Raw genomic sequence first — 20,860 nt, 5'->3', positions numbered from 1 at the left:
GCGAATTTCATGCAAACAGCAGTCAACGGACGGCCGGGAATTCCGCGTAACGGCCAATTGCCTCTTTATATCTGAATGCGGGGCGATATGCGTGAACGCGGGCAAACGGGGTGTGCGTCGTCGGTCCGGACGTGCGGAACGGCGCCGGGGAGGGCAAACGGCTGTCCCCTCGCCCCGACGGGACGAGGGGACAGCCGTTCTGCGACCCGGAGTGACGGCGCTCAGCGTTCGGTCGCCTCCAGGGCCGTGCGCTCCGCCGCGTGCACCGCCTCGCGCTGCGGAGGGATCTCCGAGAGCAGGCGGGTCGTCATACGGACGCGGTGGTCGTCGGCCGCCTCGCACAGGGCGGCGACCGCGTCGCCGAAGCGCTCCTGCGAAGAGGGCTCCGAGGGGCCCAGCAGGTGCAGCTTCAACTCGGCCCGGGCCGCGGCCAGCCCGTCCTTGCGCGGGTCGCGGACGGACTCCAGCAGGGCCGGGACCCCGCTCGCGTCCGGGGTGAGGACGGTGGCCGCGCGGACGGTCGGGAAGGTGTCGCGGAACGCGGACTCGGACAGGCCGCTGGTGTTGGCGACGGCATACGGCTTCTCGCCCGCCATGTAGTCGGAGACCACGCTGGAGACATCGCTGATCAGCAGGTCCGCCTGGTTGAAGCAGGCGAACACGCCCGGCTGGGGCCCGGTGATGATCTGGTGCTCCCACACGGCGAACGAGGCCCAGTAGGCGGCCTCCCAGGCGGTGGTGGCCTCGGCGACCGCGGCGGCGCGCCCGGGCTCCGGCGTGCCCTGCAGCAGCATCCGTTCCACCTCGTCGGCCGAGGAACGGAAGGACACCGTGCTCAGCGCCTCCAGCTCCCGGGTGCGGCGGGCGAGCTCGGCCGCGGCCGCGGGCCCGGGCCGCTCCCCGGAGCGGGCGGCGTTGGCGGCGCGGATCATCGCCTGGATGCGCACGTCGGCGGCGCCTGCGCGCGGATCCACCGATCCCGTCATCGGGTGCGGCTTGTACAGCAACCGCACCCCGGGGTCGGCGAGCAGGGCGCGCACGACGTTCTCGCCGGCCTCGATGATCGACGTATTGCCCGGGTTGCCGTCCCAGCCCTCCCACGTGGGGGCGTACAGCACGGTCGTGAACGGGCCGGCGGGCGGGCCGGCGTAAGGCTCGACGGCGGCCAGCTGCGGGCGCCCGACCTCGACGATGTCCTTGTCCTCGACGCCGACGTCGGCCAGCGCGTACCGCTCGCGCGCCGCGGGCCCCGCCACCCACACCTCGTCGTACGCCTTTGCGTACGGGTTGCAGCTGGAGAGCTTGTCGCTCTCGCCGTGGTTGACGAAGGCGTGCTTGATCGTCGGGATCCGCAGTACCTGCGAGGTCTTGCCGGAGTTCGCCGGGTGCAGCAGCACCTTCAGCGTGGAGTGCTCCAGCCGCATCAGGTTGGCGACCTTCGGGACGCAGACGATGGGGATGTCGGTCGCCGAGATCTTCTGCACCATGAACCGCTCGCGCAGCACGATCAGCGGGCGGCCGCCGAGCCGTGCCAGCGGGTCCAGCCACATGTTGGCCTGGTACGCCGAGGTCGCGCCGCCCGAGAAGTACATGCCGACCGTGGGCCGGTACTCCGCGAGCCAGGCGTCGAACCACTCCAGGACCTCCTCGTCCGTGGCCGGACGGCGGCCGGGCAGCAGCCGCAGCAGCAGTTCGGCGAGGCCCGTCGCCGTCATGGCGACGGACAGCGCGATGCCGACCGCCGCGAAGAGCGGCTCGTCGCCGGCCGCGGTCGCCAGCAGGCCCGCCGACGAGGGCAGGCCGAACAGCAGGAGCCGCAGGGTGGACTGGCGCAGCAGCACCGCGGGAGGCGCGGGCCGCAGCCGCAGCGCCGAGGCGTCGATGTTGCGCGTGACGACCGGGAGGGTCCGCGTGCGGCGGACGAGGATCGCCGCGGCCTGGCAGGCGAAGTGCAGCGCGTAGAAGAACAGGAGCCCGTAGACGAGCGGCAGGTAGACCGTTTCCCGGCTCTGCTGCTCCAGGCTCAGCAGTCCCGACACCAGCAGGAAGTCACGCATCACCTGCCGGACCGTCACGTCCGCGCGCGTCTTGGCGATGGCAGTCACCATTCCCCGCTGCCATCGGTACAGCGCGGCTTCCGCCGCGAGACCCGTGGCCGTCGAGGCGATCAGCAGGGGCACGCTCGGCAGCAGCGCCCCGACGACCTGCACGGCGAAGGACAGCACGAGCGCGGCGGGCGCCGCCAGCTTCACGGCCGTCTTCAAAAGGATGGACAATGAACGCAACGGGACTCTCCAGGCAGCTCGACTGTCCGCGCGACCATAGAGCAGCAGGGTATCGGCGCGCGCATCGGGCCTGCTGGTCAACGGCGGGGCCATGGCTCCGGTAATGGGCTGCTTGCGGCCTACGGTAGAGAACTATGCCGCACGCCGCATGAGAGACCGGTGAAACCTTCGTGTGAACGCGTGACGCCGGTCCACGCAGCGGAACGCGGCGGCGTCGTACCGGGTCCCTCACGTACAGTGCAAGGACTTCTGGCCTCGGCATATGGGTGCAGGTCAGGTCGGACATTGGGGAAGGCGTGTCAGGGGCAGGGCAGGAGCGGGCGGTGACCCGCACGGGCGTGACGGACGCCCGCAGAATCGTGGTGAAGGTCGGTTCCTCCTCGCTGACCACGGCCGCCGGCGGACTGGACGCCGACCGCGTCGACGCCCTTGTCGACGTGCTCGCGAAGGCGAGGAGCGGCGGCGAGAGGGAGATCGTGCTGGTCTCCAGCGGGGCCATCGCGGCGGGGCTCGCTCCGCTCGGCCTGCGCCGCCGCCCACGTGACCTGGCCCGCCAGCAGGCCGCCGCGAGTGTCGGCCAGGGGCTCCTCGTGGCCCGCTACACCGCCTCCTTCGCGCGCTACGGCGTGCGCGTCGGGCAGGTGCTGCTGACCTCCGACGACACCAGTCGCCGCGCCCACTACCGCAACGCCTACCGGACCCTGGACCAGCTGCTCGACATGGGCGCCGTGCCGGTCGTCAACGAGAACGACACCGTGGCCACGGACGAGATCCGCTTCGGGGACAACGACCGGCTCGCGGCCCTCGTCGCCCACCTCGTGAGGGCCGACCTGCTCGTCCTGCTCTCGGACGTCGACGGCCTCTACGACGGCGATCCGTCAAAGCCCGGCACCTCCCGGATCCCCGAGGTCCAGGGCCCCGAGGACATCGAGGGCGTCTCCATCGGCAGCGCGGGCAAGGCCGGCGTCGGCACCGGCGGAATGGTCACCAAGGTCGAGGCGGCCCGGATCGCCGCGGCGGCCGGGATCCCGGTCGTGCTCACCTCCGCGAGCCAGGCCGCCGACGCCTTCGCCGGGCGCGCCACCGGCACCTACTTCCACCCCACCGGGCGGCGCTCCGCCGACCGGCTGCTGTGGCTGGCCCACGCCTCCACCCCGCAGGGCTCGCTGACCCTGGACGACGGGGCCGTACTGGCCGTCACCGAGCGGGGCAAGTCCCTGCTCCCCGCCGGCATCGCCGCGGTCGAGGGCGAATTCAGCGCGGGTGACCCGGTGGAGCTGCGGGACACCGAAGGGCGGGCGGTGGCCCGGGGGCTCGTCAACTTCGACGCCCGGGAGATCCCCCGGCTGCTCGGCCGCTCCACCCGTGACCTGGCCCGGGAACTCGGACCGGCGTACGAGCGCGAGATCGTGCACCGCGACGATCTCGTGGTGCTCTGACGCGGGCGGCCCTTCCTCCGCCCCGCGCCTTCGCGCCTCCGGTCCGCCCGTCCTCCTGGGCGGACGCCGGGCCCCTGGACGACCACCAGGCCTCTGACGCCGCACTTCGGCGTGCCCGGCACGACTTGTCATACGAGTCGTGGTTTCGCGACGGGCTGGTGAAGAGAAAGCGGAGAAACGGCCGAGAGTCGGTCCTCCCGATGAAGACCTTCACGAAAAGGGCCACGCGCGCCGTCTCCGGCTGGTCAACTTTGTTGCGGAAGTCGGCACCACACACCAGGAGGCCGCCGGTGAGACGAGGACGCCCGGGGGTGGGGCCCCGAGGGACCGCTGAGCGGACTCTGACCAGCGTCGCAGCAGGTGAGAACTTCGAGGAGCAACAGGCCCCGGACTCCCCGGCCGAGGCCCCGGAGACGCCGGGAGCGGCGCGGACGCCGCTGCCCGGCCCCGTCCTCGGCGCACGTGAGGCCGAGGCGTCCCGGCTCTGGCACGTCACCCTCAGCGTCTCCGGCCCCGCCGTCCCGCTGACGGAGGTGCGCCGCGCGCTGGAGCAGCTCGCCTACGACCACCCGTTCCTGCTGACCAGCCGCTATGCCGGCGACCACGCGGAGATCAGGTACTGGGAGGAGGCCAGGGACCTCCACGACGCCGCCGCGGTGGCGCTCCGGCTGTGGGGCGAGCACCGGTCCTCGGCCAGACTGCCGCCGTGGGAGATCGTCGGCCTCGAGGTGATCGACCGCGAGACCTATCACCTGCGCGTGGCCGAGGGATACGGGCCTCCGCCCGCAGCCCCCGTGGGTGTGCACCCCTTCTGAGCCCTGCCGCCGGCGGCGGACGCCCCCGCGCGGCCAGGATGCCGCTCCGGGCCCTCCCGCCCGGCGGGGGCGCGGGAGGGCCCGCGCCGGCCCGGCATCCGGTACGCCCGTCTCGGCTGCTGGAATGAGTGCTTTGAGACGTCCTGAGCGGGACTACCCTTCCCGCATGACCTCGCTCACGCCTCTCGACGATCAGTCTCCGGTAATCCAGGCCGCGTACCGGGCCCGCGGCGCGGCCACCACGCTCGCCCCGATGCCGCGCGCGCCCAAGGACGACGCGCTGCTCGCCATCGCCGATGCCCTCGAGGTCCGTACGAAGGAGATCGTCGAGGCCAACGCCGAGGACATCGCCAAGGCCCGCGAGGCCGGAACCAGCGAGGCGATCATCGACCGGCTGACGCTGACCCCGGAGCGGGTCCGGGCCATCGCCTCCGACGTACGGGACGTCGTGGCGCTGCCCGACCCGGTCGGTGAGGTGGTGCGTGGTTCGACGCTGCCCAACGGCATCGACCTGCGCCAGGTCAGGGTGCCGCTCGGCGTGGTCGGGATCATCTACGAGGCCCGCCCCAACGTCACTGTGGACGCCGCGGCGCTCTGCCTCAAGTCCGGCAACGCGGTGCTGCTGCGCGGCTCCTCCTCGGCGTACCACTCGAACACCGCGCTGGTGCGGGTGCTGCGCGACGCGGTGCACGGCGCCGGCCTGCCCGCCGACGCGGTGCAGCTGGTGCCCGGCGAGAGCCGGGACTCGGTGCGCGAGCTGATGCGCGCCCGCGGCCTCGTCGACGTCCTCATCCCGCGCGGCGGAGCCTCGCTCATCCGGACGGTCGTGAGCGAGTCCACCGTTCCCGTGATCGAGACCGGTACCGGCAACTGCCACGTGTACGTGGACGCGCAGGCCGACCTCGACATGGCCGTGGACATCCTGGTCAACTCCAAGGCACAGCGCGTCAGCGTGTGCAACGCCGCCGAGACCCTGCTCGTGCACAAGGACATCGCCGACGCCTTCCTGCCACGGGCGCTGGACGCCCTGGCCGAGGCCGGCGTGACCGTGCACGGCGACGAGCGGGTGCGGAGCTACGCCGAGGGCAGCAAGGCCACCGTCGTGCCCGCGACCGCGGAGGACTGGGAGACGGAGTACCTCTCGTACGACATCGCGGCAGCGGTCGTCGACTCGCTCGACCGGGCGGTCGAGCACATCCGGCTGTGGACCTCCGGGCACACCGAGGCCATCGTCACCACCTCGCAGGCCGCGGCCCGCAGGTTCACCCAGCTGGTCGATTCCACGACCGTCGCCGTGAACGCGTCCACCCGCTTCACCGACGGGGGCCAGTTCGGTTTCGGGGCCGAGATCGGCATCTCCACGCAGAAGCTGCACGCCCGCGGGCCGATGGGGCTGCCCGAGCTGACCTCCACGAAGTACATCGTGACGGGCGACGGTCACACCAGGTAATCGTTTGTTTTCACCCGGAATTACCGCTCTCCCTGCCCAAACCGACCCCTCAGGTCTACTCTGGATCCGTGCCGGACGACGTGGGGGGCAGGCCGTTTCCTGACGGCTGGGACCCCGACGACCACCTCGACCACGGGGCCGCGGACGACGAGTTCGCCTCCGTGGTCTTCGACGAGGACTTCGTGCGGGCGGCGGAGATACATGAGCCCTCCGCCGTGGAGCGGCTGCTCTCGGCCGCCCAGGCCCGCGCCGAGGCGGAGGCGTCCAGAGCCGGCGCCGGTGAGCTCTACGACGACGGGCACACCGACTACGGCTACGGCGACTACGGCCATGGCGTCCTCGGCAGGGCCGAGGACGACCTGTACGACCCCTACGGGACCGAGGGCGGCGCGCTGCGCCCCTACCGCGGCCGGGCCCGCTGGCACCGCCCCGTCGCCTGGATTCTCGCGGTGGTCATGGGCGTCGGCATGGTCGCGCTCGCTTTCACCGCCGTGTACCGCGGCGCCGCGGACGACCGGCGGGACCAGGGCCCGCTTCCCGCCACCACACCGGTCGACAACAGCGAAGGCCGCATCCCGGGCACTCCCTCCGCCTCCGCCGAGTTCACTCCCCCCGCGGTCTCCGCGGCGCCGAGAAGTCCCTGATCCGGTCCAGGAGGCCGCCCGGGCGCGTCCCTGGTGCGGCCCCGCGCGGGCCGGGCCGCGACTGGGCGGGGGACGGGCGCAGGCCGAGCGGTCCGGCGAGAACCCATGAAACTTCATGAGAACTTGACGAGTACCAGTGCGTTTACCGGAGCCTCCGCCGACCTACTCTCTGAGTATGGCCGGGCGTGGAGACCCTCCTGAGGGGACACCCGAGGGCGTCCCGGGAGGTGCCGACGACGAGTACCGATCCGTCGTGTTCGACGAGTCGTTCGTCCGTGCTGCCCGCCTTCAGGAGTTTTCCGCGCAGGAGCGGCTGGCCGACCACTCCCACCCGGTGCGCAGCAGACCTGCCTGGTCCTCCGCAGGCCGCTCCAAGCAGGCGCTCCTGCTCATCCTGCTGATCTTCGTGGCCTTCGGCACCGCGATCTACATGGGAGTCCGGCACCCGTACCAGCCGCCGCGGCTCACCTCCGTCGACCCGCTGAGCATGACCGTGATCCCCCTGGCGCCCAAGCAGCCGGTGCCCGGCGCCGAGCCCGGCCGGCTGTACGCGCACAGTCCCGCAGCCGAGTACCGCTCGGGGGCGGCAGGGGTCACCATGCCGCCCACCCGGCGCACCGAGCACTTCTCCGAAGGACAGGTGGTCGCCGCGCTCGTCACGGCCAAGGACTACATCGTCGAGTCCTCCCTCGACCCCGACGTGCTGACCGGCGGCGCCGTCCGCTCCGTGCGCCTGCTGCTCGATCCCGGGCAGCTGGAGCAGTTCGACCGCAGCTTCGCGCACCCCCGGGACGACGGGCAGCACTCCGCCACCGGCTGGGTGGTGCGCTTCGACCCCGCCGAGGTGGCACTGGCCGACGCCGACGTGCGGGTGCGGGGTGTGCTGAACGTCGCCGAGGCCGACGACAAGGCCCTGGAGGTCGTCGCCGACCACACCTTCGTCTACGCCGTACGCGCGGCGGGCGACGAGGAGCCCGACCGTGCCTCGCTGTTCACGGTCCGCCGTGAGCTGCACTTCCGCTTCGACCCGGAGGACCTGGGGATGCACCGCGCCGAGCTGACCTCCTCCGTTGCCCAGGCGGGGCCGGAGGCCTGCGCGGACGACCCCTCCGGCTATCTGCGGCCACTGCTCGCCGGCCAGACCGCCGAGTCCGACGGCTCGGCGGGCACCGACCCCTACGCCACGGGCCGGGTGACGGCGGCGCTGTGCGGCGTCATGGCACCCAGCGTGATGCCGGATCCCGGCCGGGCCGAGGGCTGACCTGGGCCGGCGGAGCCCTCAGGCCGGGTCCTGGCCGTTCCGGCCGCCCGAGCCGCTCCCGCCGCTTTCTCCGTCCCCGTCGCTCTCCGCGCCGCCCTCCGTGCCCGATCCGCCGCCGGACCCGCTCCGGGACCCGCCCGTGAACGTGCCGCGCAGCTTCCCGCCCAGGTCGCCGGCGCCGCCCGCGATGTCCCGCACGAGGTTCATCAGCGGGTCCCTGCTGGTGCGCACCGTGTCGGCGTAGTGGTTCGCGGACTGGCGGAAGGAGTCGGTGACCGAGGTGTCCTTGTCGGCCTCCCGCTTCTCGTAGTGGCCGTCCATGATCCGCTGGTAGTCGCGGCTCTCCGCCCACTTCTTCAGCTCGGCGGCGCGCACAGTGGTGAAGGGGTGGGTACGCGGCAGCACATTGAGGATCTTCAGCACGGAGTCGCGCAGGTCGCCCCCGGCCTCGTACTCCTCCGCCTGCTCGAGGAACGCGTCGACGTTCATCTCGTGCAGGTGATTACCGCCCGCGATCTTCATCAGGGAGCGCATCGCGGCCCGCGGGTCCTGCCCCACCAGCAGTCCGGCGCGGTCGGCGGACAGCTCCGACTTGCGGAACCACTCGCGCAGCGCCGTGACGATCGCCATGATCGCCACATTGCCCAGCGGTATCCACGCCACCTTCAGGGCGAGATTGGTCAGGAAGAGCAATATCGTCCGGTACACGGAGTGGCCCGACAGCGCGTGGCCCACCTCGTGGCCGACGACGAAGCGCATCTCCTCCTCGTCGAGCAGCTCCACCAGGCCGGTGGTGACCACGATGATCGGCTCGTCGAGCCCGATGCACATCGCGTTGGGCTTCGGGTCCTGCGTTACGTACATCGGCGGGACCTTCTCCAGGTCCAGGATGTAACAGGCGTCCCGCAGCATGACGTTGAGGTGCGCGAACTGGGTCTCGCCCACCCGGACCGAGTCGGACAGGAACAGCAGCCGCAGGCTGCGCTCGGGCAGCAACCCGCTCAGTGCCTTGAACACCGTGTCGAAGCCGCTGAGTTTGCGCAGGGCCACCAGCGCCGAGCGATCCGCCGGATGTTCGTACGTACGCGAGGAAATGCCGGGGAAACGCCGCCGGTTGCGGCTCGGCACCTTCTCTTGGCCGGTATCGGTCATGGTGGCCCCCATTTCTCCGGGTGTGTCGTCCACCCGACAAGACCTCAGCGTAGGCGTTGTGGTTGCGCGGGAACCCGGCCTGTGGACAACCCGGCCGGGAAGCTGTGGAGAAACGGTTCAACTCGCTTACTGTCCGGGGTCGTTGCCGTACCAGCGGGTTACGATGGGAGAGTTGGTCACCGAGTGACACCGAGTCCGGCTTTTCCGTGACGGGGGAGGGGCGATGGAGCCCGAGCGAGCCAGAATCGTCGTCGAGCCGCAGGACCCGGCCGCCGCGCCGCGGGCCCTCGACTCGCTCCAGGACTGGTTCCTGAAGCAGGGCGAGATCGGCGAGACCCTGATGGAGCGCGTCCCGCGCGACGAACAGCCCGGCACCCTCGGCCTCGTGTACGACCTCGTGGTGCAGTTCTCCGTCGCCGGGGCGACGGTCACGCTCGGGTATCTCGTCCGCTCCATCAGGAGCCACCTCGCCAGCCAGCCCGACCGGGACCTGCGGGCCCGGCTCACCGTCGGCGACCGCACCGTGGTCATCAAGGCCAGCGGCATGACCGACGCCGAACTGGAGGAAATAAGGCGGCTCGTCGACGACAGGATGCGGCGAGCGCCCGGGGCCTGACCTATGCCCGGATTCGTGGCCTCGCCCACGGCGTCCCGGGCCGTCCTCATCGGGGTCGACTCCTACCTGCACCCGGAGGAGTTCACGCCGATCGGCGCCGGGCGTGCCGCCCGAAACCTCGAAGCGCTGCGCGAGGTGCTCACCCGCCCCGGAACCGGGCTGCTCCTTCCCAGCCGGGTGCACACCCTGCTCAATCCCCGGCTGCGCGGCGACATCGAGCGGGCCATCGACAACGAGCAGCGCAAGGCGGCCGAACTGCTCATCTACTACTACGTCGGACACGGCTATCTCCCGCCGGGCACCGACCAGTTGTACCTCACGGTCTCCGGGTCCACCCGGGACGGCATCGAGTCGTCCGCGCTCTCTCTCGCCGACCTGATCTCGCAGCTGGAACACACCCGCTCCCGCAGGGTCGTGCTCATCCTCGACTGCTGTTTCTCCGGCGGACTGCCGGGCGCCACCGTTCCGGACAGCAAGCCCTTCTCCGTCCTCACCTCCTCCCCCAAACGCATGCTGATCTCCTGCGGGGCGGAGCACGACCGGCTGACCCCCTTCACCGCCAAGCTCGTCGAGGTGCTCGGAGAAGGCGTCTCCCGGCACGAGTTCGTCACCGTACTGACCCTCGGCACCCGGCTCGACGAGCTCGCCCGGGAGCCCGAGAACGCCGCGCGCGAGGACCCCTGGTTCGCACGCCAGCTCTCCTCGGGCGCGGGCGCGGAGACGGTCCTCTCACTGGTCCTGAAGGGGCCCCGCTACCCGCTGCGGCAACGCGTGCGCCGCTGGGTGCGCCGGCTCACCGGGCACCTCACCCTCCCCTGGCAGTGGTTCGCGGGCCCCGTCTGGCCCAACCGGGTGCTCGGCGCCCTGACCGTCCTCGCGGTCCTCGCGGCCGGAACCGTCGCCGGTGTCAGGCTGGCCGGGGACGAGCCCTGCGACCCCCCGCTGGAGCTGCGCATGGTCACCGCCCCCGAGGAGGTGGAAGCCATGACCGCGATCGCCGAGACCTACGAGCGCTCCTCGTCCGACGGCTGCCGCACCAGCCGCATCGGTGTCTACGGCGCGGGTCTTGACACCCTAGCCGAGGCCTTCCGGCGTGCCGGCGACTGGGGCTCCGGACGCAGTGAGGCCCTGGGCGCCGTCGGCCCCCAGCCCGACCTCTGGCTCGCCCAGTCCAGTGCCGAGGTCGAGCACGTACGGGGACGGCTGGCCGGACTGCCCGCGGGAGAGGACCGGGCCGGCTTCCTGCGCGGCACGCCCGTCGCCGCGGACCTGCCCGTCCTCGCCCTCACGGAGTCCGGCAGGAAGAGCCTCGGGCTGCCGCGGCCGACCGGGAGGGTCGGCACCACTTCCTGGCCCCGGCTGCGCGCCGCCCTGGCCGAGGCCCCCGCCCCGGTGCGGCTGCTCCGTCCCAACCCCACCGTCTCCGGCACCGGCCTGGTCCACACCCTCGGCATGTACGGCGCCGAACCTCCGGACGGGCCAGGGGGACTGCCCCTCGACGAGGACGTCCCCGTCCTGCCCGACAAGGTGATAAGGCAACTGGAGACCGAGGTGATAGGGCTGGGCCGCTCCCTCACCGACAGCACCGGAACCCTCTGCGAACTCGCCAGGGGCGGCGCCGCCGGCGCCCTGGTCTCCCAGCGCCAGGCCGAACGGCGCGGCAACTGCCCCGGCTCCGGCCCGGACGCCGACGGCACGGGTGGCGGCGCTCGCGACGGACTTCACCTGTACGAGATCGACGGGCTGCCCCCGCTCGACTACCCGCTCGTCAGCGTGAGCTGGCCCGCCGCCGACCGGACGGCGCGCGACGCGGCCGTCACCCGCTTCCGGCACTGGCTGGCCGCCGAGGAGGGCCTGGGCGCACTGGCCGACCAGGGCTACGGCGGCCCGCGCGGCACCACCGTCGACCTCGGCCCCGTCCCGCTGGAGGACCGGCTCGCCCGCTTCCGCGCAGCCCACCCCGACCTGCGGCTCAGTGTGCTCTTCGACGTCTCGGGCTCCATGCGGCAGCGCGACAGGTACACCACCGCCAGGAGCGCGGTCGAGGAGGCACTCCGCCGGCTCGGCTCCGACGACCGCTACGAGCTGCGCACCTTCCCCGCCCGCCCCGACGGCGGCGGTACCACGACGCTCGTGCGGGACTGGCGGGGCGACCCGGCCTCCGGCAGGTTCCCGCTGACCGAGGACGCGCTGCGCCCCGGCCGGGAACGGCAAGCCGACCTCCTACAGGCACTGGAGCGGACCGCCGAGCCGCTGCGGGGCCAGGCCGCGGACGGTGCGCACCAATACGCGATCCTGCTGGTCACCGACGGAGACTACGTCAGCGGAGAGCCGCCCAGGACGGCCGAACTCCGCGCCAGGGCACGGAGCCTGGGCGCCGAGGGCATCCCCGTGCTCGTCGCCTCCATGCGTCCCTACGGCTGCTCCGACACCGCCACCGCCCCGCACGAGCCCGGAGCCCTGGCCACGGCCTCGGGCGGTGCCTGCGCGGCGCTCTCCGCCGACCTGCCGGCCCGCCTCTCCGGCCAGGTGGCGGCCCTCACGGAAGGACGGCGGCGGTGAACGGCGCGCGACGGGCGGTGCGCCCGCGGCGCGCACCCCGCCGCGGGCGCCTCGCGGCAGCCCTGCTGCTCGTACTGCTCGCGGCGTGCAGCGGGGGAGAGGACGGCGGGCAGGCCGGGCCCGCCCCGCGGTGCGCCTCGCCGACCGGGCGGCCCGTGCTGCGGATCGCCACGGGCAGAGACTTCACCTCCAGTGGCATCCGGCAGCGGCTCATCAGGGCCTGGGACCGCCGCAACGAGACCGTCGACGTCGAGATCGTGCAGCTCAGCGATGACGCCGACCGGCAGCGCGGCCAGCTCGTCGCCGCACTCCAGGCCGGCAACCAGGACTGCTACGACATCGTCAACCTCGACGTCACCTGGACCGCCGAGTTCGCGGAGCAAGGACTGATCAGCCCGCTCGAGGAGCCCCTCGACGAGGACATCTGGCCCGCCGTGCGCGCCACCGCCGACTACGAGGACGACACCTGGGCCGTCCCCTGGAACACCGACGTGGGTTTGCTCTACTACCGTGCCGACCTCCTCGGCCGCGGCCGCGACCTCGGCACCTGGGACCGGCTGGAGCGGACGGCAGCCTCCTTCGACCGCGAGCGGGACCCCCGTGTCACCTCCGGGCTGATCACCCAGCTCGGCGCCTACGAGGGCCTCACCGTCAACGTCCACGAGGCGGTGTGGCGCCAGGGCGGCCGCATCGTCGACGAGGACGGCACGGTCCGGGCGGGCGAGGCCCGGGCCGTCGAGGGCCTCGCCGAACTGACCGAGGCCTTCGACAGCGGCGGCGGGGCGGTGCCGCTGCTCGGCCCCGAGTCGCTGGACTCCGACGAGACCGAAAGCGTCGTGCGCTTCGTCCAGGGCGAGGCGCTGGCCATGCGCAACTGGCCCTTCGCCCTGGGCCGTCTTGCCGACGACCGCCGCAAGGACGGGACCGCCGACAACGCCGAGTTCGGGGTCACCACCCTGCCGGGAGGCGCCGCCGCGCTCGGCGGGCAGAACCTCGCCCTCGTCGCGGGCAGCGTCCGCCAGCGGCAGGCACGGGACCTGATCGCCCATCTGACGAGCGAGGAGGCCGGCCGCTGCCTCTATGCCGGCGGCTTCGTGCCGGCCCGCGAGGCGGCACTGCGGGGCGAGTGCGACGAACGGCTGGTGGACGGCGGGCTCCCGGACCGCGACGAGATCCCGGACGCCCTGTTCCAGGAGTACGAGAGCGCCCTGCGTACCTCCCTCGGCAAGGCCGCGGCCCGGCCCGTCACCCCGTACTACGCCGCCGTCACCCGGGACATACAGCGCCATGTCCACCCCCTGCTGCGGACCGCGCTCGACGGCGGAGAACCACAGGTCGGAGCCACCGCGGAGAAGCTCACCGAGGCACTGCGCACCTCGGTGAGAGGCCGCTGAACGGCAGGTCTACCGTGAGAGGCGGCCACTCACACCGAAGGAGCAACCGTCATGCCCGACCTCACCGCGCTGCTCGCCGCCGCAGAAGAGCAGGGGGTGGGCAACGCGCTGCGCGCGCTGATCGTCGTTTCGGTGGTGGGCGCGGGTCTGCCGACGTGGTTCCTCCTGCGCGGCTACCGCGACAACGGCTGAGTCGGCGTGAGCGCCGCCAAGCCTCCCGCTTACGATGTGGCGGAGATCGCTGCCCGACTTCCGACTCGTGAATAGGTACCGCTGAAGATGAGCCTCCACAGCACCGCTGCCTCCCTGGTCACTCTCGCCTCCGAGGGCGGAGAGCACGGCGGCAACCACGAAAGCCTCAACCCCTACCTGACGGGCGGCGGCGCCCTGTTCGTCCTGCTTCTCCTGCTGTGGGTCACCACCCGCTTCAACCGGGACCGCTGAGTCGCCGACCGGGCCAGTAGGCTCTGCACGCATGGGAGAGCAGCAAGCGCCTACCGGCCCGGTCAAGCGCCGTCTGGGTGTCATGGGCGGAACGTTCGATCCGGTCCACCACGGACACCTGGTGGCCGCCAGCGAGGTGGCGTTCCACTTCCATCTGGACGAGGTGGTGTTCGTCCCCACCGGTCAGCCGTGGCAGAAGAGCCACAAGCAGGTCTCCCCGGCCGAGGACCGCTACCTCATGACCGTCATCGCGACCGCGGAGAATCCCCAGTTCTCGGTCAGCAGGATCGACATCGACCGCGGTGGCAAGACCTACACCATCGACACCCTGCGCGAGCTGCGTGCCCTGAACCCGGACGCCGATCTCTTCTTCATCACCGGCGCCGACGCGCTCGCGCAGATCCTCACCTGGCGGGACGCCGACGAACTGTTCTCGCTGGCGCACTTCATCGGGGTGACCCGTCCCGGCCACATACTGAGCGACGCCGGGCTCCCCGAGGGCGGCGTCTCCCTGGTGGAGGTACCGGCCCTGGCCATCTCGTCGACGGATTGCCGCTCGCGGGTCGCCAACGGAGAACCGGTCTGGTATTTGGTGCCGGACGGTGTGGTTCGCTATATCGCCAAGCGCGAGCTGTACCGCGGCGACTGAAGGAGCGCTCGTGAACGAAGGCCAGGACGGGTACCCCCAGGACCCGTATCAGCTCCTCGGTTACGACGAGTACGGCAGACCGGTGTACGGGCATCCCGATGCCGCCCGGCAGCAACAGCAACAGCAGCAACAGCAGCAACAGCAGGGGTACGGGTACGACCCGTACAGCCGGCAGCCGGCGTACGACCCCAACCCGCAGGGGCGGCAGGGGTATGCCCAGCCGCAGCACGGCCAGGGCCAGGGCTACGGGTACGGCCAGGGGCAGGGGCAGGGCTACGGCCCTTACGGCACCGGGCAGCAGCAGGCCGCTCCCGCCGCCGGGGCCCAGCAGGCGCAGGTCCAGCAGGCCGCGCAGGTCCGGGCCCAGCAGCAGGCCCAGCAGGACACCCGGCAGTGGATTCCGCAGCAGCAGCCCGGCACACAGAACCAGGCCCAGGACCCGGCGCAGTACCAGCAGCAGACCGGCTACCCGCAGGGGCTGCGGCCGCCGCAGGACCGGCAGCCGCGGCGCCGGCCGCCCGGCGCCCCGCAGGTGCCGGAACAGCGCCGTCCGGCCGAGCCGCCGTCCGCCGGCGACGAGTACCGGACCGAGCAGTTCTCCTTCATCGAGGAACCGGACGAGGACGCCGAGGACGTCATCGACTGGCTCAAGTTCACCGAGAGCCGCACCGAGCGCCGCGAGGAGGCGAGGCGGCGCGGCCGCAACCGGATAGTCGCCCTGTGTGTCGTCCTCGCCCTGACCCTCGTCGGCGGTGTCGGCTACCTCTGGTACGCGGGCAAGCTGCCGGGACTGTCCGGTGAGCAGGGGACGGACGCCACCACCGCCTCCGGTCCGCAGAAACGCGACGTGATCGTCGTGCACCTGCACGACACCAAGAGCGGCGGCACCTCCACGGCGCTGCTCGTCGACAACGTCACCACCAAGCGGGGCACCACGGTGCTGCTGCCCAACTCACTCGCCGTCTCCACCGACGACGGCTCCGCGACCACCCTCGGCAACTCCGTGGAGAACGAGGGCCCCGCCGCCACCAGGGAAGCCCTCGACACCCTGCTCGGCACCAGGATCGGCGGCACCTGGCGGCTCGACACCCCCTACCTCGACAACCTCGTCGAGCTCGTCGGCGGCGTGGTGCTGGACACCGACGCGACCGTCCCGGCGGCGAAGGAGGGGGAGTCGCCCCTGGTGAAGAAGGGCGAGGACCAGACGCTCGGCGGACAGAACGCCGTCGCCTACGCCACCTACCGGGGCCCGGGGGAGGGCGACACCCAGCAGCTGAAGCGGTTCGGGCAGGTCATGCAGGCCGTGCTGAAGAAGATCTCCGGCGACGAGGCCGACGCCACCGACACGGTGAAGGCGCTGGCGCAGATCCCCGACCCCTCGCTCTCCGAGAACGACCTCGGCGCCTCCCTCGCCAAGCTCGCCGAACACGCGAAGATCGGCGACTACCAGACCGCACTGCTGCCGGTGGAGCCCGACGGCACCCTCAGCGAGGAGGCCACCGGCAGCGTCGTCAAGGACGTGCTCGGCGGCACCGTGACCGCCCCCGAACAGGGCGCGGCCGTGCGGGTCGGCGTCAAGAACGCCAGCGGCGACCAGAAGGCCATCGGCGACGCACGTGTCGACCTTGTCAACGGCGGCTACACCTTCGTCGACGGCGGAACCGCCGCCACCCCCGAGACGACGTCCCGCATCACCTACGCGGACGCGGCCCGGAAGACGGACGCGCTGGAGGTCGCCAAGACGCTTGGGCTGGGGACGAGCGTGGTGAAGAAGGGCGAGGTCTCCAACAACGCGGATGTGAGTGTCGTCCTGGGGCGGGACTTCGAGACCGGCTGACGGCCTCGGACAAAGCCCTCGGGAAGGGTCGGCGGTCCGTGAGACCCTTGGTGGGTACTGATCGCCGACCCGACCGGGCGGCGCGGGGCCGTCCGGCCCCGTGCCGCCCGGTCGGCGAGAACCCTGCCCCGAACCGAAAGATTGCCTGTGACCGCCACTGACCGTTCCCTCGAGCTGATCAACGTCGCCGCGCAGGCGGCGGCCGACAAGCTCGCGCACGACATCATCGCCTACGACGTCAGCGATGTGCTTTCCATCACCGACGCCTTCCTGCTTGCCTCCGCACCCAACGACCGCCAGGTCAAGGCGATCGTCGACGAGATCGAGGAGCGGCTGAACAAGCAGCTCGGCGCCAAGCCGGTGCGCCGCGAGGGCGACCGCGAGGCCCGCTGGGTGCTGCTCGACTACGTCGACGTCGTGGTGCATGTGCAGCACAGCGAGGAGCGCGTCTACTACGCGCTGGAGCGGCTGTGGAAGGACTGCCCCGAGCTGGAACTGCCGGCCGACGCGCAGGCCACCCGCGGCAAGTCGGAGGAACACCCGGCCGGCCCGGCGCACGACGGATCCCAGAACGCGGCACGGGAAGCGGACGGAGAACTCAGCTGAACGGCAGCAAGGGCGGCAGGGGCCGCCGTATCGTCCTGTGGCGGCACGGCCAGACTGCCTGGAACCTCGAACGGCGTTTTCAGGGGACCACGGACATCGAGCTGACCGAAACCGGTATCGCGCAGGCACGCCGGTCCGCCCGGCTGCTCGCCGCCATGAAGCCCGAGACGATAGTCGCCTCCGACCTCAAGCGCGTCGTCGCCACGGCCGCCGAACTGGCGGCGATCACCGGGCTCACCGTCGCGCACGACCGCAACCTGCGCGAGACCTACGCGGGCGTCTGGCAGGGGCTGACCCACGAGGAGATCATCGAGCGGCACGGCGAGGAGTACGCGGCGTGGAAGCGCGGCGAGCCGGTGCGGCGCGGCGGCGGTGAACTGGAGACCGAGGTGGCCGACCGTGCCGCGCCGGTGGTCCTCGAGCACGCCGACAAGCTCTCCGACAACGGCACGCTCGTCGTGGTCAGCCACGGCGGCACCATCCGCACCACCATCGGCCGGCTGCTCGGCCTGGAGGCCGCGAGCTGGGAGAGCCTCGGTGGTCTCTCCAACTGCTGCTGGTCGGTGCTGGGCGAGGGCGCGCGCGGCTGGCGCCTGTTGGAGCACAACGCCGGCACCCTTCCGGAGCCGGTGCTCGGCGACGACGACTGAGCCGGACCCGGATTTCACTTTCCGGCTGGTCGCAGGCTACAGTTCTTCTTGTTCGCAGCGCGCAGCGCGAAGAACACGAGGGGCTATAGCTCAGTTGGTAGAGCGCTTGCATGGCATGCAAGAGGTCAGGAGTTCAATTCTCCTTAGCTCCACAAGACCGGTGAATGGATCCCGTCCCCATGAGGGGGCGGGATTTCTCATGTCCGTCCCTCTGTCGGCCTGTCGGCCTGTCGGCCTGTCGGCCTGTCGGCCTGTCGGCCTGTCGGCCTGTCGGCCTCTCTGCCTCTCTGCCTGCCCGTCTGCCGTGCGGCCGCGTCCTTCCCCGCGTCCCCGCCCGGCTCGCCGGGCTCCGGGCCAACGGGTGACCGGCGTCGCGTCGTTCGCGGCACTTTTCCCGAACCGGCCGGAAACCAGTGGCCGGCGTCCCCCGGCGGGCGCGTCGCCGCGGCGCACCCGGCCCCCGGTGGCGGTGTGCCCGCCCGCAGCGGTGGCCGGGATCGTTCGGCGGCGACGCTGACCACCTCGCTCCGCCGTGGCAGAATCGGACGGCCGGAGGGGGACGCGGCCCGAGAGTGAGGGAGTTCGTGACGCCTGCGCGTATACACGAGGAGGACGCGGCTCCGCCTCGTGCGGCCGCCTCCACGCTGAAGTGCCCGTCCTGCGGGTCTTCGGACATCGCCCAGGTTCTCGGTGACAACGGGGGGATCTCTTACGTGTGTACGTCCTGCGGCCACGGCTGGAGCTGATCGATGGGCGCGCACAGGAGGAAATGCGACTGGTGCGGCAGTGGCACGCCCATCGTCCGGGACATGGAGCCCGTCAACCCCGACTACCAGTACTGGTGCGAGGAGTGCGCCCGGGCGCTGATCATCAAGGGCGACCCCATCGAGACGTACCGGGAACTCGAGGGCGAGCCGATCTACGGCCGGCTGCTCGACGAGCACTGCACGCTCAAACGGTTCTACTCCTTCGCGACGGCGTAGGCGCCGGACCGGGTGCGTGCGGAGGGCCGGCAAAACGATTTGGTGGATGACCGGGGTGACCGTTAATGTTGTCGTCGTCGCCGGGGGAACCGGGCGGCACGACAAGGGGCTATAGCTCAGTTGGTAGAGCGCTTGCATGGCATGCAAGAGGTCAGGAGTTCAATTCTCCTTAGCTCCACAGGAACGCGAGAGCGGGCCGCCCGATCCGGGCGGCCCGCTCTCGCGTTGGGATCCCTGGTAGCCCTGTACCGGCGCCCCCTCACTCTCCACGGGCCGTGTGCGGGCGGCGGGACGCCCGCACACGGCCCCGTACACCTCAGTCCCGGCCGCTGCCGAGCGCCTTGCGCCCGCCGCCCCCACCGGGCGGCAGAGCGGCCCTGGACGGCTTCGCCGCGGGCTGCGGCTGCGTCTGCTCCAGGCGCAGTGCCAGCTCCGGGCAGCGGCGCACGGCGCGCTGCGCCCGCGCCTGCATGTGCATGGGGACGATGACGTCCGCCGCCCACGGGTAACCCTCGGGGCCCGTGCGGATCAGCTCGGGCACGATGTCCACGCACAGCAGGTGGCCCTTGCAGAGCGTCCAGTCGATGGCGAACTTCTCGCCGCTGGGGATGCCCTCCTCCTCGTAGCCGTCGTGCGGCAGCGGCAGCACCCCGGTGGTCTCGCGCCCGCAGCCGCCGTTGAGCACATGGGCGGCCAGATCGTCGGTGAAGGCGGAGAGGGTCGAGTTGAAGAAGCGCGCCGAGCCGTCGGGGTGCTTGCAGACGCCGCGGCCGCGCACCGCGCCGATGATCTCCCGCAGCGCCTCCAGGGCGGCCGGTCCGCCGCCGTTCATGACGTCCGCCAGGCCGCTGGCCGCCGCGGGCAGTCCGAGCTTGCAGGGACCGCACTGGCCCGCGGTCTCGGCCGCCAGCCACTGCGCCACCTTGAGGGCCTCGCCCAGCGGGCAGGTCTCCGGGCCGATGGGCAGGATCGCGCCGGCGCCGAGCGCGCCGCCGTTCTGCTTCATGGACTCCTTGGAGATCAGCGCGTTGTGGGCGCCCATGGCGTCCATCCAGTCGCCGTGGTAACCGCCGGTGAGCACGCCCTGGGGCATCGGCGGGGCACCGGCCAGCTGGAGGACGTACCGCAGCGGTACGCCGGTGGGGCACTCGATGACCATGGGGCGCGAGACGGCGCCGGAGAGGGTCAGCATGACCGTGCCGGGTTCGCCCGGCAGGCCGGTGGCGCCGTAGCGCGCCGGTCCGATGCGGGCGGCGATGGCCAGCTGCGCGAAGGTCTCCGCGTTGGACAGCAGCGTGGGCAGGTTGGCGACGCCGGACTCGGCGGCGCGGGTGCGGCGGCCCGGGGGCAGTGAGGGGCCGCCGTTGATCGAGCGGATCACCGAGGAGGCCTCCCCGGAGACCATCCGCTCGGGGTTGCGCTGGATCTGCACGCGTAGCTGGTTGCCCCGACGGGTCGGCTTCTCGGACAGGCCGCGCTCCGCGATGGCCGCGCGCATGGAGTTCTCGGTGGAGTCCCTGGTGACGACCATCACCAGGGTGCGCGCCCCGAGGGCCTCGGCGGCCAGGAGCGCGCCGTCGAGTATGAGGTGCGGGGCGCGGTTCATCAGGACGGTGTCCTTGCGGCAGGGCGGTTCGCCCTCGCTCCCGTTGATGACCACGACGGGGCGCACCCCGCGGCGGATGGCGGCCTTGGCCACGGAGCGGAGCTTCTTCCCGAAGGGGAAGCCCGCTCCGCCTCGGCCGGTCAGCTTGATCTCCTCGGCGAGGCCGGCGAGCCTTTCTCCCGTCATCGGCTCGAGCGGTCCGTGCACCTTCAGATGCATGGCGATGTCGAGCCGCTCGACGAGGTCGAAGCCGGTCGTCAGCTGGGGGAGACCGATGACGCGGACTTCAGGGACGTCGGGGATGGGAGCGTTCAAGGTCGTTCTCCTGCGGGTGCGGTCCACGATTCGCCGGTCCACGGTTCACCGGCCTGGGGAGGATAGAGCGGGCCGGGTGCGACCTGGGTCTCGTCGTTCGACCAGGCCGCCGCGGCGGGGTTTCCGGCGTCGGTGGCGGGGGCGTCGAAGGG

18 protein-coding genes and 2 tRNA genes are annotated in these 20,860 nt (G+C 71.8%); 17 read left to right on the top strand and 3 right to left on the bottom strand.

All coding sequences use genetic code 11. From position 1 onward, the window contains the following. Window positions 1–221 precede the first annotated feature (221 nt). Window positions 222–2,378: a hypothetical protein gene (locus GUY61_RS08860; protein WP_243766288.1), complete on the bottom strand. Its 2,157-nt coding sequence runs from the start codon at window positions 2,376–2,378 to the stop codon at window positions 222–224. A gap of 245 nt (window positions 2,379–2,623) precedes the next feature. On the opposite strand from GUY61_RS08860, the gene proB reads away from it, so the two are divergent. The 5 genes from proB to GUY61_RS08835 all read left to right on the top strand — a co-directional run bounded on the left by proB (window position 2,624) and on the right by GUY61_RS08835 (window position 7,894). Further along, a complete protein-coding gene (gene proB / locus GUY61_RS08855) occupies window positions 2,624–3,724 on the top strand; it encodes a glutamate 5-kinase (protein WP_166629532.1) in 1,101 nt (366 codons plus the stop codon). Between the two features lie 290 nt (window positions 3,725–4,014). Further along, window positions 4,015–4,539, top strand: a complete 525-nt coding sequence (locus tag GUY61_RS08850) for a hypothetical protein (RefSeq protein ID WP_166629525.1) — start codon at window positions 4,015–4,017, stop codon at window positions 4,537–4,539. A gap of 166 nt (window positions 4,540–4,705) precedes the next feature. Further along, window positions 4,706–5,989 (top strand): glutamate-5-semialdehyde dehydrogenase, encoded by a 1,284-nt coding sequence (locus GUY61_RS08845; RefSeq protein ID WP_166629524.1) that lies wholly within the window; start codon window positions 4,706–4,708, stop codon window positions 5,987–5,989. 68 nt (window positions 5,990–6,057) lie between these two features. Beyond that, entirely contained in the window at window positions 6,058–6,633 is a 576-nt protein-coding gene (locus GUY61_RS08840; protein ID WP_166629523.1) for a hypothetical protein, read from the top strand. A gap of 175 nt (window positions 6,634–6,808) precedes the next feature. After that, window positions 6,809–7,894: a hypothetical protein gene (locus tag GUY61_RS08835; protein ID WP_166629522.1), complete on the top strand. Its 1,086-nt coding sequence runs from the start codon at window positions 6,809–6,811 to the stop codon at window positions 7,892–7,894. A gap of 18 nt (window positions 7,895–7,912) precedes the next feature. Here GUY61_RS08835 and GUY61_RS08830 read toward each other — a convergent pair whose 3' ends face one another. Further along, the gene (locus GUY61_RS08830) at window positions 7,913–9,046 is read right to left on the bottom strand and encodes a M48 family metallopeptidase (RefSeq protein WP_166629521.1); all 1,134 of its coding nucleotides are present in this window, start codon (window positions 9,044–9,046) and stop codon (window positions 7,913–7,915) included. A gap of 223 nt (window positions 9,047–9,269) precedes the next feature. Between GUY61_RS08830 and GUY61_RS08825 the strand changes: the two genes are divergently transcribed. From GUY61_RS08825 to GUY61_RS08770, 12 genes are all read left to right on the top strand, one after another. Then, window positions 9,270–9,662 carry an effector-associated constant component EACC1 gene (locus GUY61_RS08825; protein ID WP_166629520.1) on the top strand — a complete coding sequence of 131 codons (393 nt, stop codon included), beginning with the start codon at window positions 9,270–9,272 and terminating at the stop codon, window positions 9,660–9,662. A 15-nt stretch (window positions 9,663–9,677) separates the two neighbouring features. Then, window positions 9,678–12,224 carry a substrate-binding domain-containing protein gene (locus GUY61_RS41485; protein WP_166629519.1) on the top strand — a complete coding sequence of 849 codons (2,547 nt, stop codon included), beginning with the start codon at window positions 9,678–9,680 and terminating at the stop codon, window positions 12,222–12,224. Continuing rightward, window positions 12,221–13,618, top strand: a complete 1,398-nt coding sequence (locus GUY61_RS08815) for an extracellular solute-binding protein (RefSeq protein WP_166629518.1) — start codon at window positions 12,221–12,223, stop codon at window positions 13,616–13,618. Before GUY61_RS41485 ends, GUY61_RS08815 begins: the two co-directional genes overlap by 4 nt. Window positions 13,619–13,669: 51 nt before the next feature. Continuing rightward, window positions 13,670–13,810 (top strand): hypothetical protein, encoded by a 141-nt coding sequence (locus tag GUY61_RS08810; protein ID WP_166629517.1) that lies wholly within the window; start codon window positions 13,670–13,672, stop codon window positions 13,808–13,810. A gap of 87 nt (window positions 13,811–13,897) precedes the next feature. Then, a complete protein-coding gene (locus GUY61_RS08805; protein ID WP_166629516.1) occupies window positions 13,898–14,062 on the top strand; it encodes a hypothetical protein in 165 nt (54 codons plus the stop codon). Between the two features lie 31 nt (window positions 14,063–14,093). Next, window positions 14,094–14,711 (top strand): nicotinate-nucleotide adenylyltransferase, encoded by a 618-nt coding sequence (gene nadD / locus GUY61_RS08800; RefSeq protein WP_166629515.1) that lies wholly within the window; start codon window positions 14,094–14,096, stop codon window positions 14,709–14,711. Window positions 14,712–14,721: 10 nt separating this feature from the next. Next, window positions 14,722–16,548 (top strand): LytR C-terminal domain-containing protein, encoded by a 1,827-nt coding sequence (locus tag GUY61_RS08795; protein ID WP_166629514.1) that lies wholly within the window; start codon window positions 14,722–14,724, stop codon window positions 16,546–16,548. Between the two features lie 147 nt (window positions 16,549–16,695). Continuing rightward, complete coding sequence (gene rsfS, locus GUY61_RS08790) at window positions 16,696–17,154, top strand: ribosome silencing factor (RefSeq protein WP_313896581.1); 459 nt, start codon at window positions 16,696–16,698, stop codon at window positions 17,152–17,154. Next, on the top strand, window positions 17,151–17,804 hold the full coding sequence (locus tag GUY61_RS08785) for a histidine phosphatase family protein (RefSeq protein WP_166629531.1): 654 nt from the start codon (window positions 17,151–17,153) through the stop codon (window positions 17,802–17,804). Before rsfS ends, GUY61_RS08785 begins: the two co-directional genes overlap by 4 nt. Before the next feature lie 79 nt (window positions 17,805–17,883). Continuing rightward, a tRNA-Ala gene (locus GUY61_RS08780) sits at window positions 17,884–17,956 on the top strand. Window positions 17,957–18,553: 597 nt separating this feature from the next. Beyond that, window positions 18,554–18,787: a hypothetical protein gene (locus GUY61_RS08775; RefSeq protein WP_016643127.1), complete on the top strand. Its 234-nt coding sequence runs from the start codon at window positions 18,554–18,556 to the stop codon at window positions 18,785–18,787. 105 nt (window positions 18,788–18,892) lie between these two features. Further along, window positions 18,893–18,965: transfer RNA gene (locus GUY61_RS08770), tRNA-Ala, on the top strand. 138 nt (window positions 18,966–19,103) lie between these two features. Here GUY61_RS08770 and GUY61_RS08765 read toward each other — a convergent pair. Next, entirely contained in the window at window positions 19,104–20,708 is a 1,605-nt protein-coding gene (locus GUY61_RS08765; RefSeq protein WP_166629512.1) for an NADH-quinone oxidoreductase subunit NuoF family protein, read from the bottom strand. Between the last annotated feature and the right edge of the window lie 152 nt (window positions 20,709–20,860).

The sequence above is a fragment of the Streptomyces sp. GC420 genome, assembly GCF_009916105.1.
In the GTDB taxonomy this organism is placed as follows: domain Bacteria; phylum Actinomycetota; class Actinomycetes; order Streptomycetales; family Streptomycetaceae; genus Streptomyces.
Note: the sequence above shows the minus strand (reverse complement) of the source record. Positions and strands in the feature narration are given on the sequence as shown.

Excerpts from the sequence above, each read along its gene's own strand:
- GUY61_RS08860 (WP_243766288.1), bottom strand. The coding sequence starts at position 2,378 with ATGGCCCCGCCGTTGACCAGCAGGCCCGATGCGCGCGCCGATACCCTG.
- GUY61_RS08845 (WP_166629524.1), top strand. The coding sequence starts at position 4,706 with ATGACCTCGCTCACGCCTCTCGACGATCAGTCTCCGGTAATCCAGGCC.
- GUY61_RS08835 (WP_166629522.1), top strand. The coding sequence starts at position 6,809 with ATGGCCGGGCGTGGAGACCCTCCTGAGGGGACACCCGAGGGCGTCCCG.
- GUY61_RS08830 (WP_166629521.1), bottom strand. The coding sequence starts at position 9,046 with ATGACCGATACCGGCCAAGAGAAGGTGCCGAGCCGCAACCGGCGGCGT.
- GUY61_RS08825 (WP_166629520.1), top strand. The coding sequence starts at position 9,270 with ATGGAGCCCGAGCGAGCCAGAATCGTCGTCGAGCCGCAGGACCCGGCC.
- GUY61_RS08810 (WP_166629517.1), top strand. The coding sequence starts at position 13,670 with ATGCCCGACCTCACCGCGCTGCTCGCCGCCGCAGAAGAGCAGGGGGTG.
- GUY61_RS08805 (WP_166629516.1), top strand. The coding sequence starts at position 13,898 with ATGAGCCTCCACAGCACCGCTGCCTCCCTGGTCACTCTCGCCTCCGAG.
- nadD (WP_166629515.1), top strand. The coding sequence starts at position 14,094 with ATGGGAGAGCAGCAAGCGCCTACCGGCCCGGTCAAGCGCCGTCTGGGT.
- GUY61_RS08775 (WP_016643127.1), top strand. The coding sequence starts at position 18,554 with ATGGGCGCGCACAGGAGGAAATGCGACTGGTGCGGCAGTGGCACGCCC.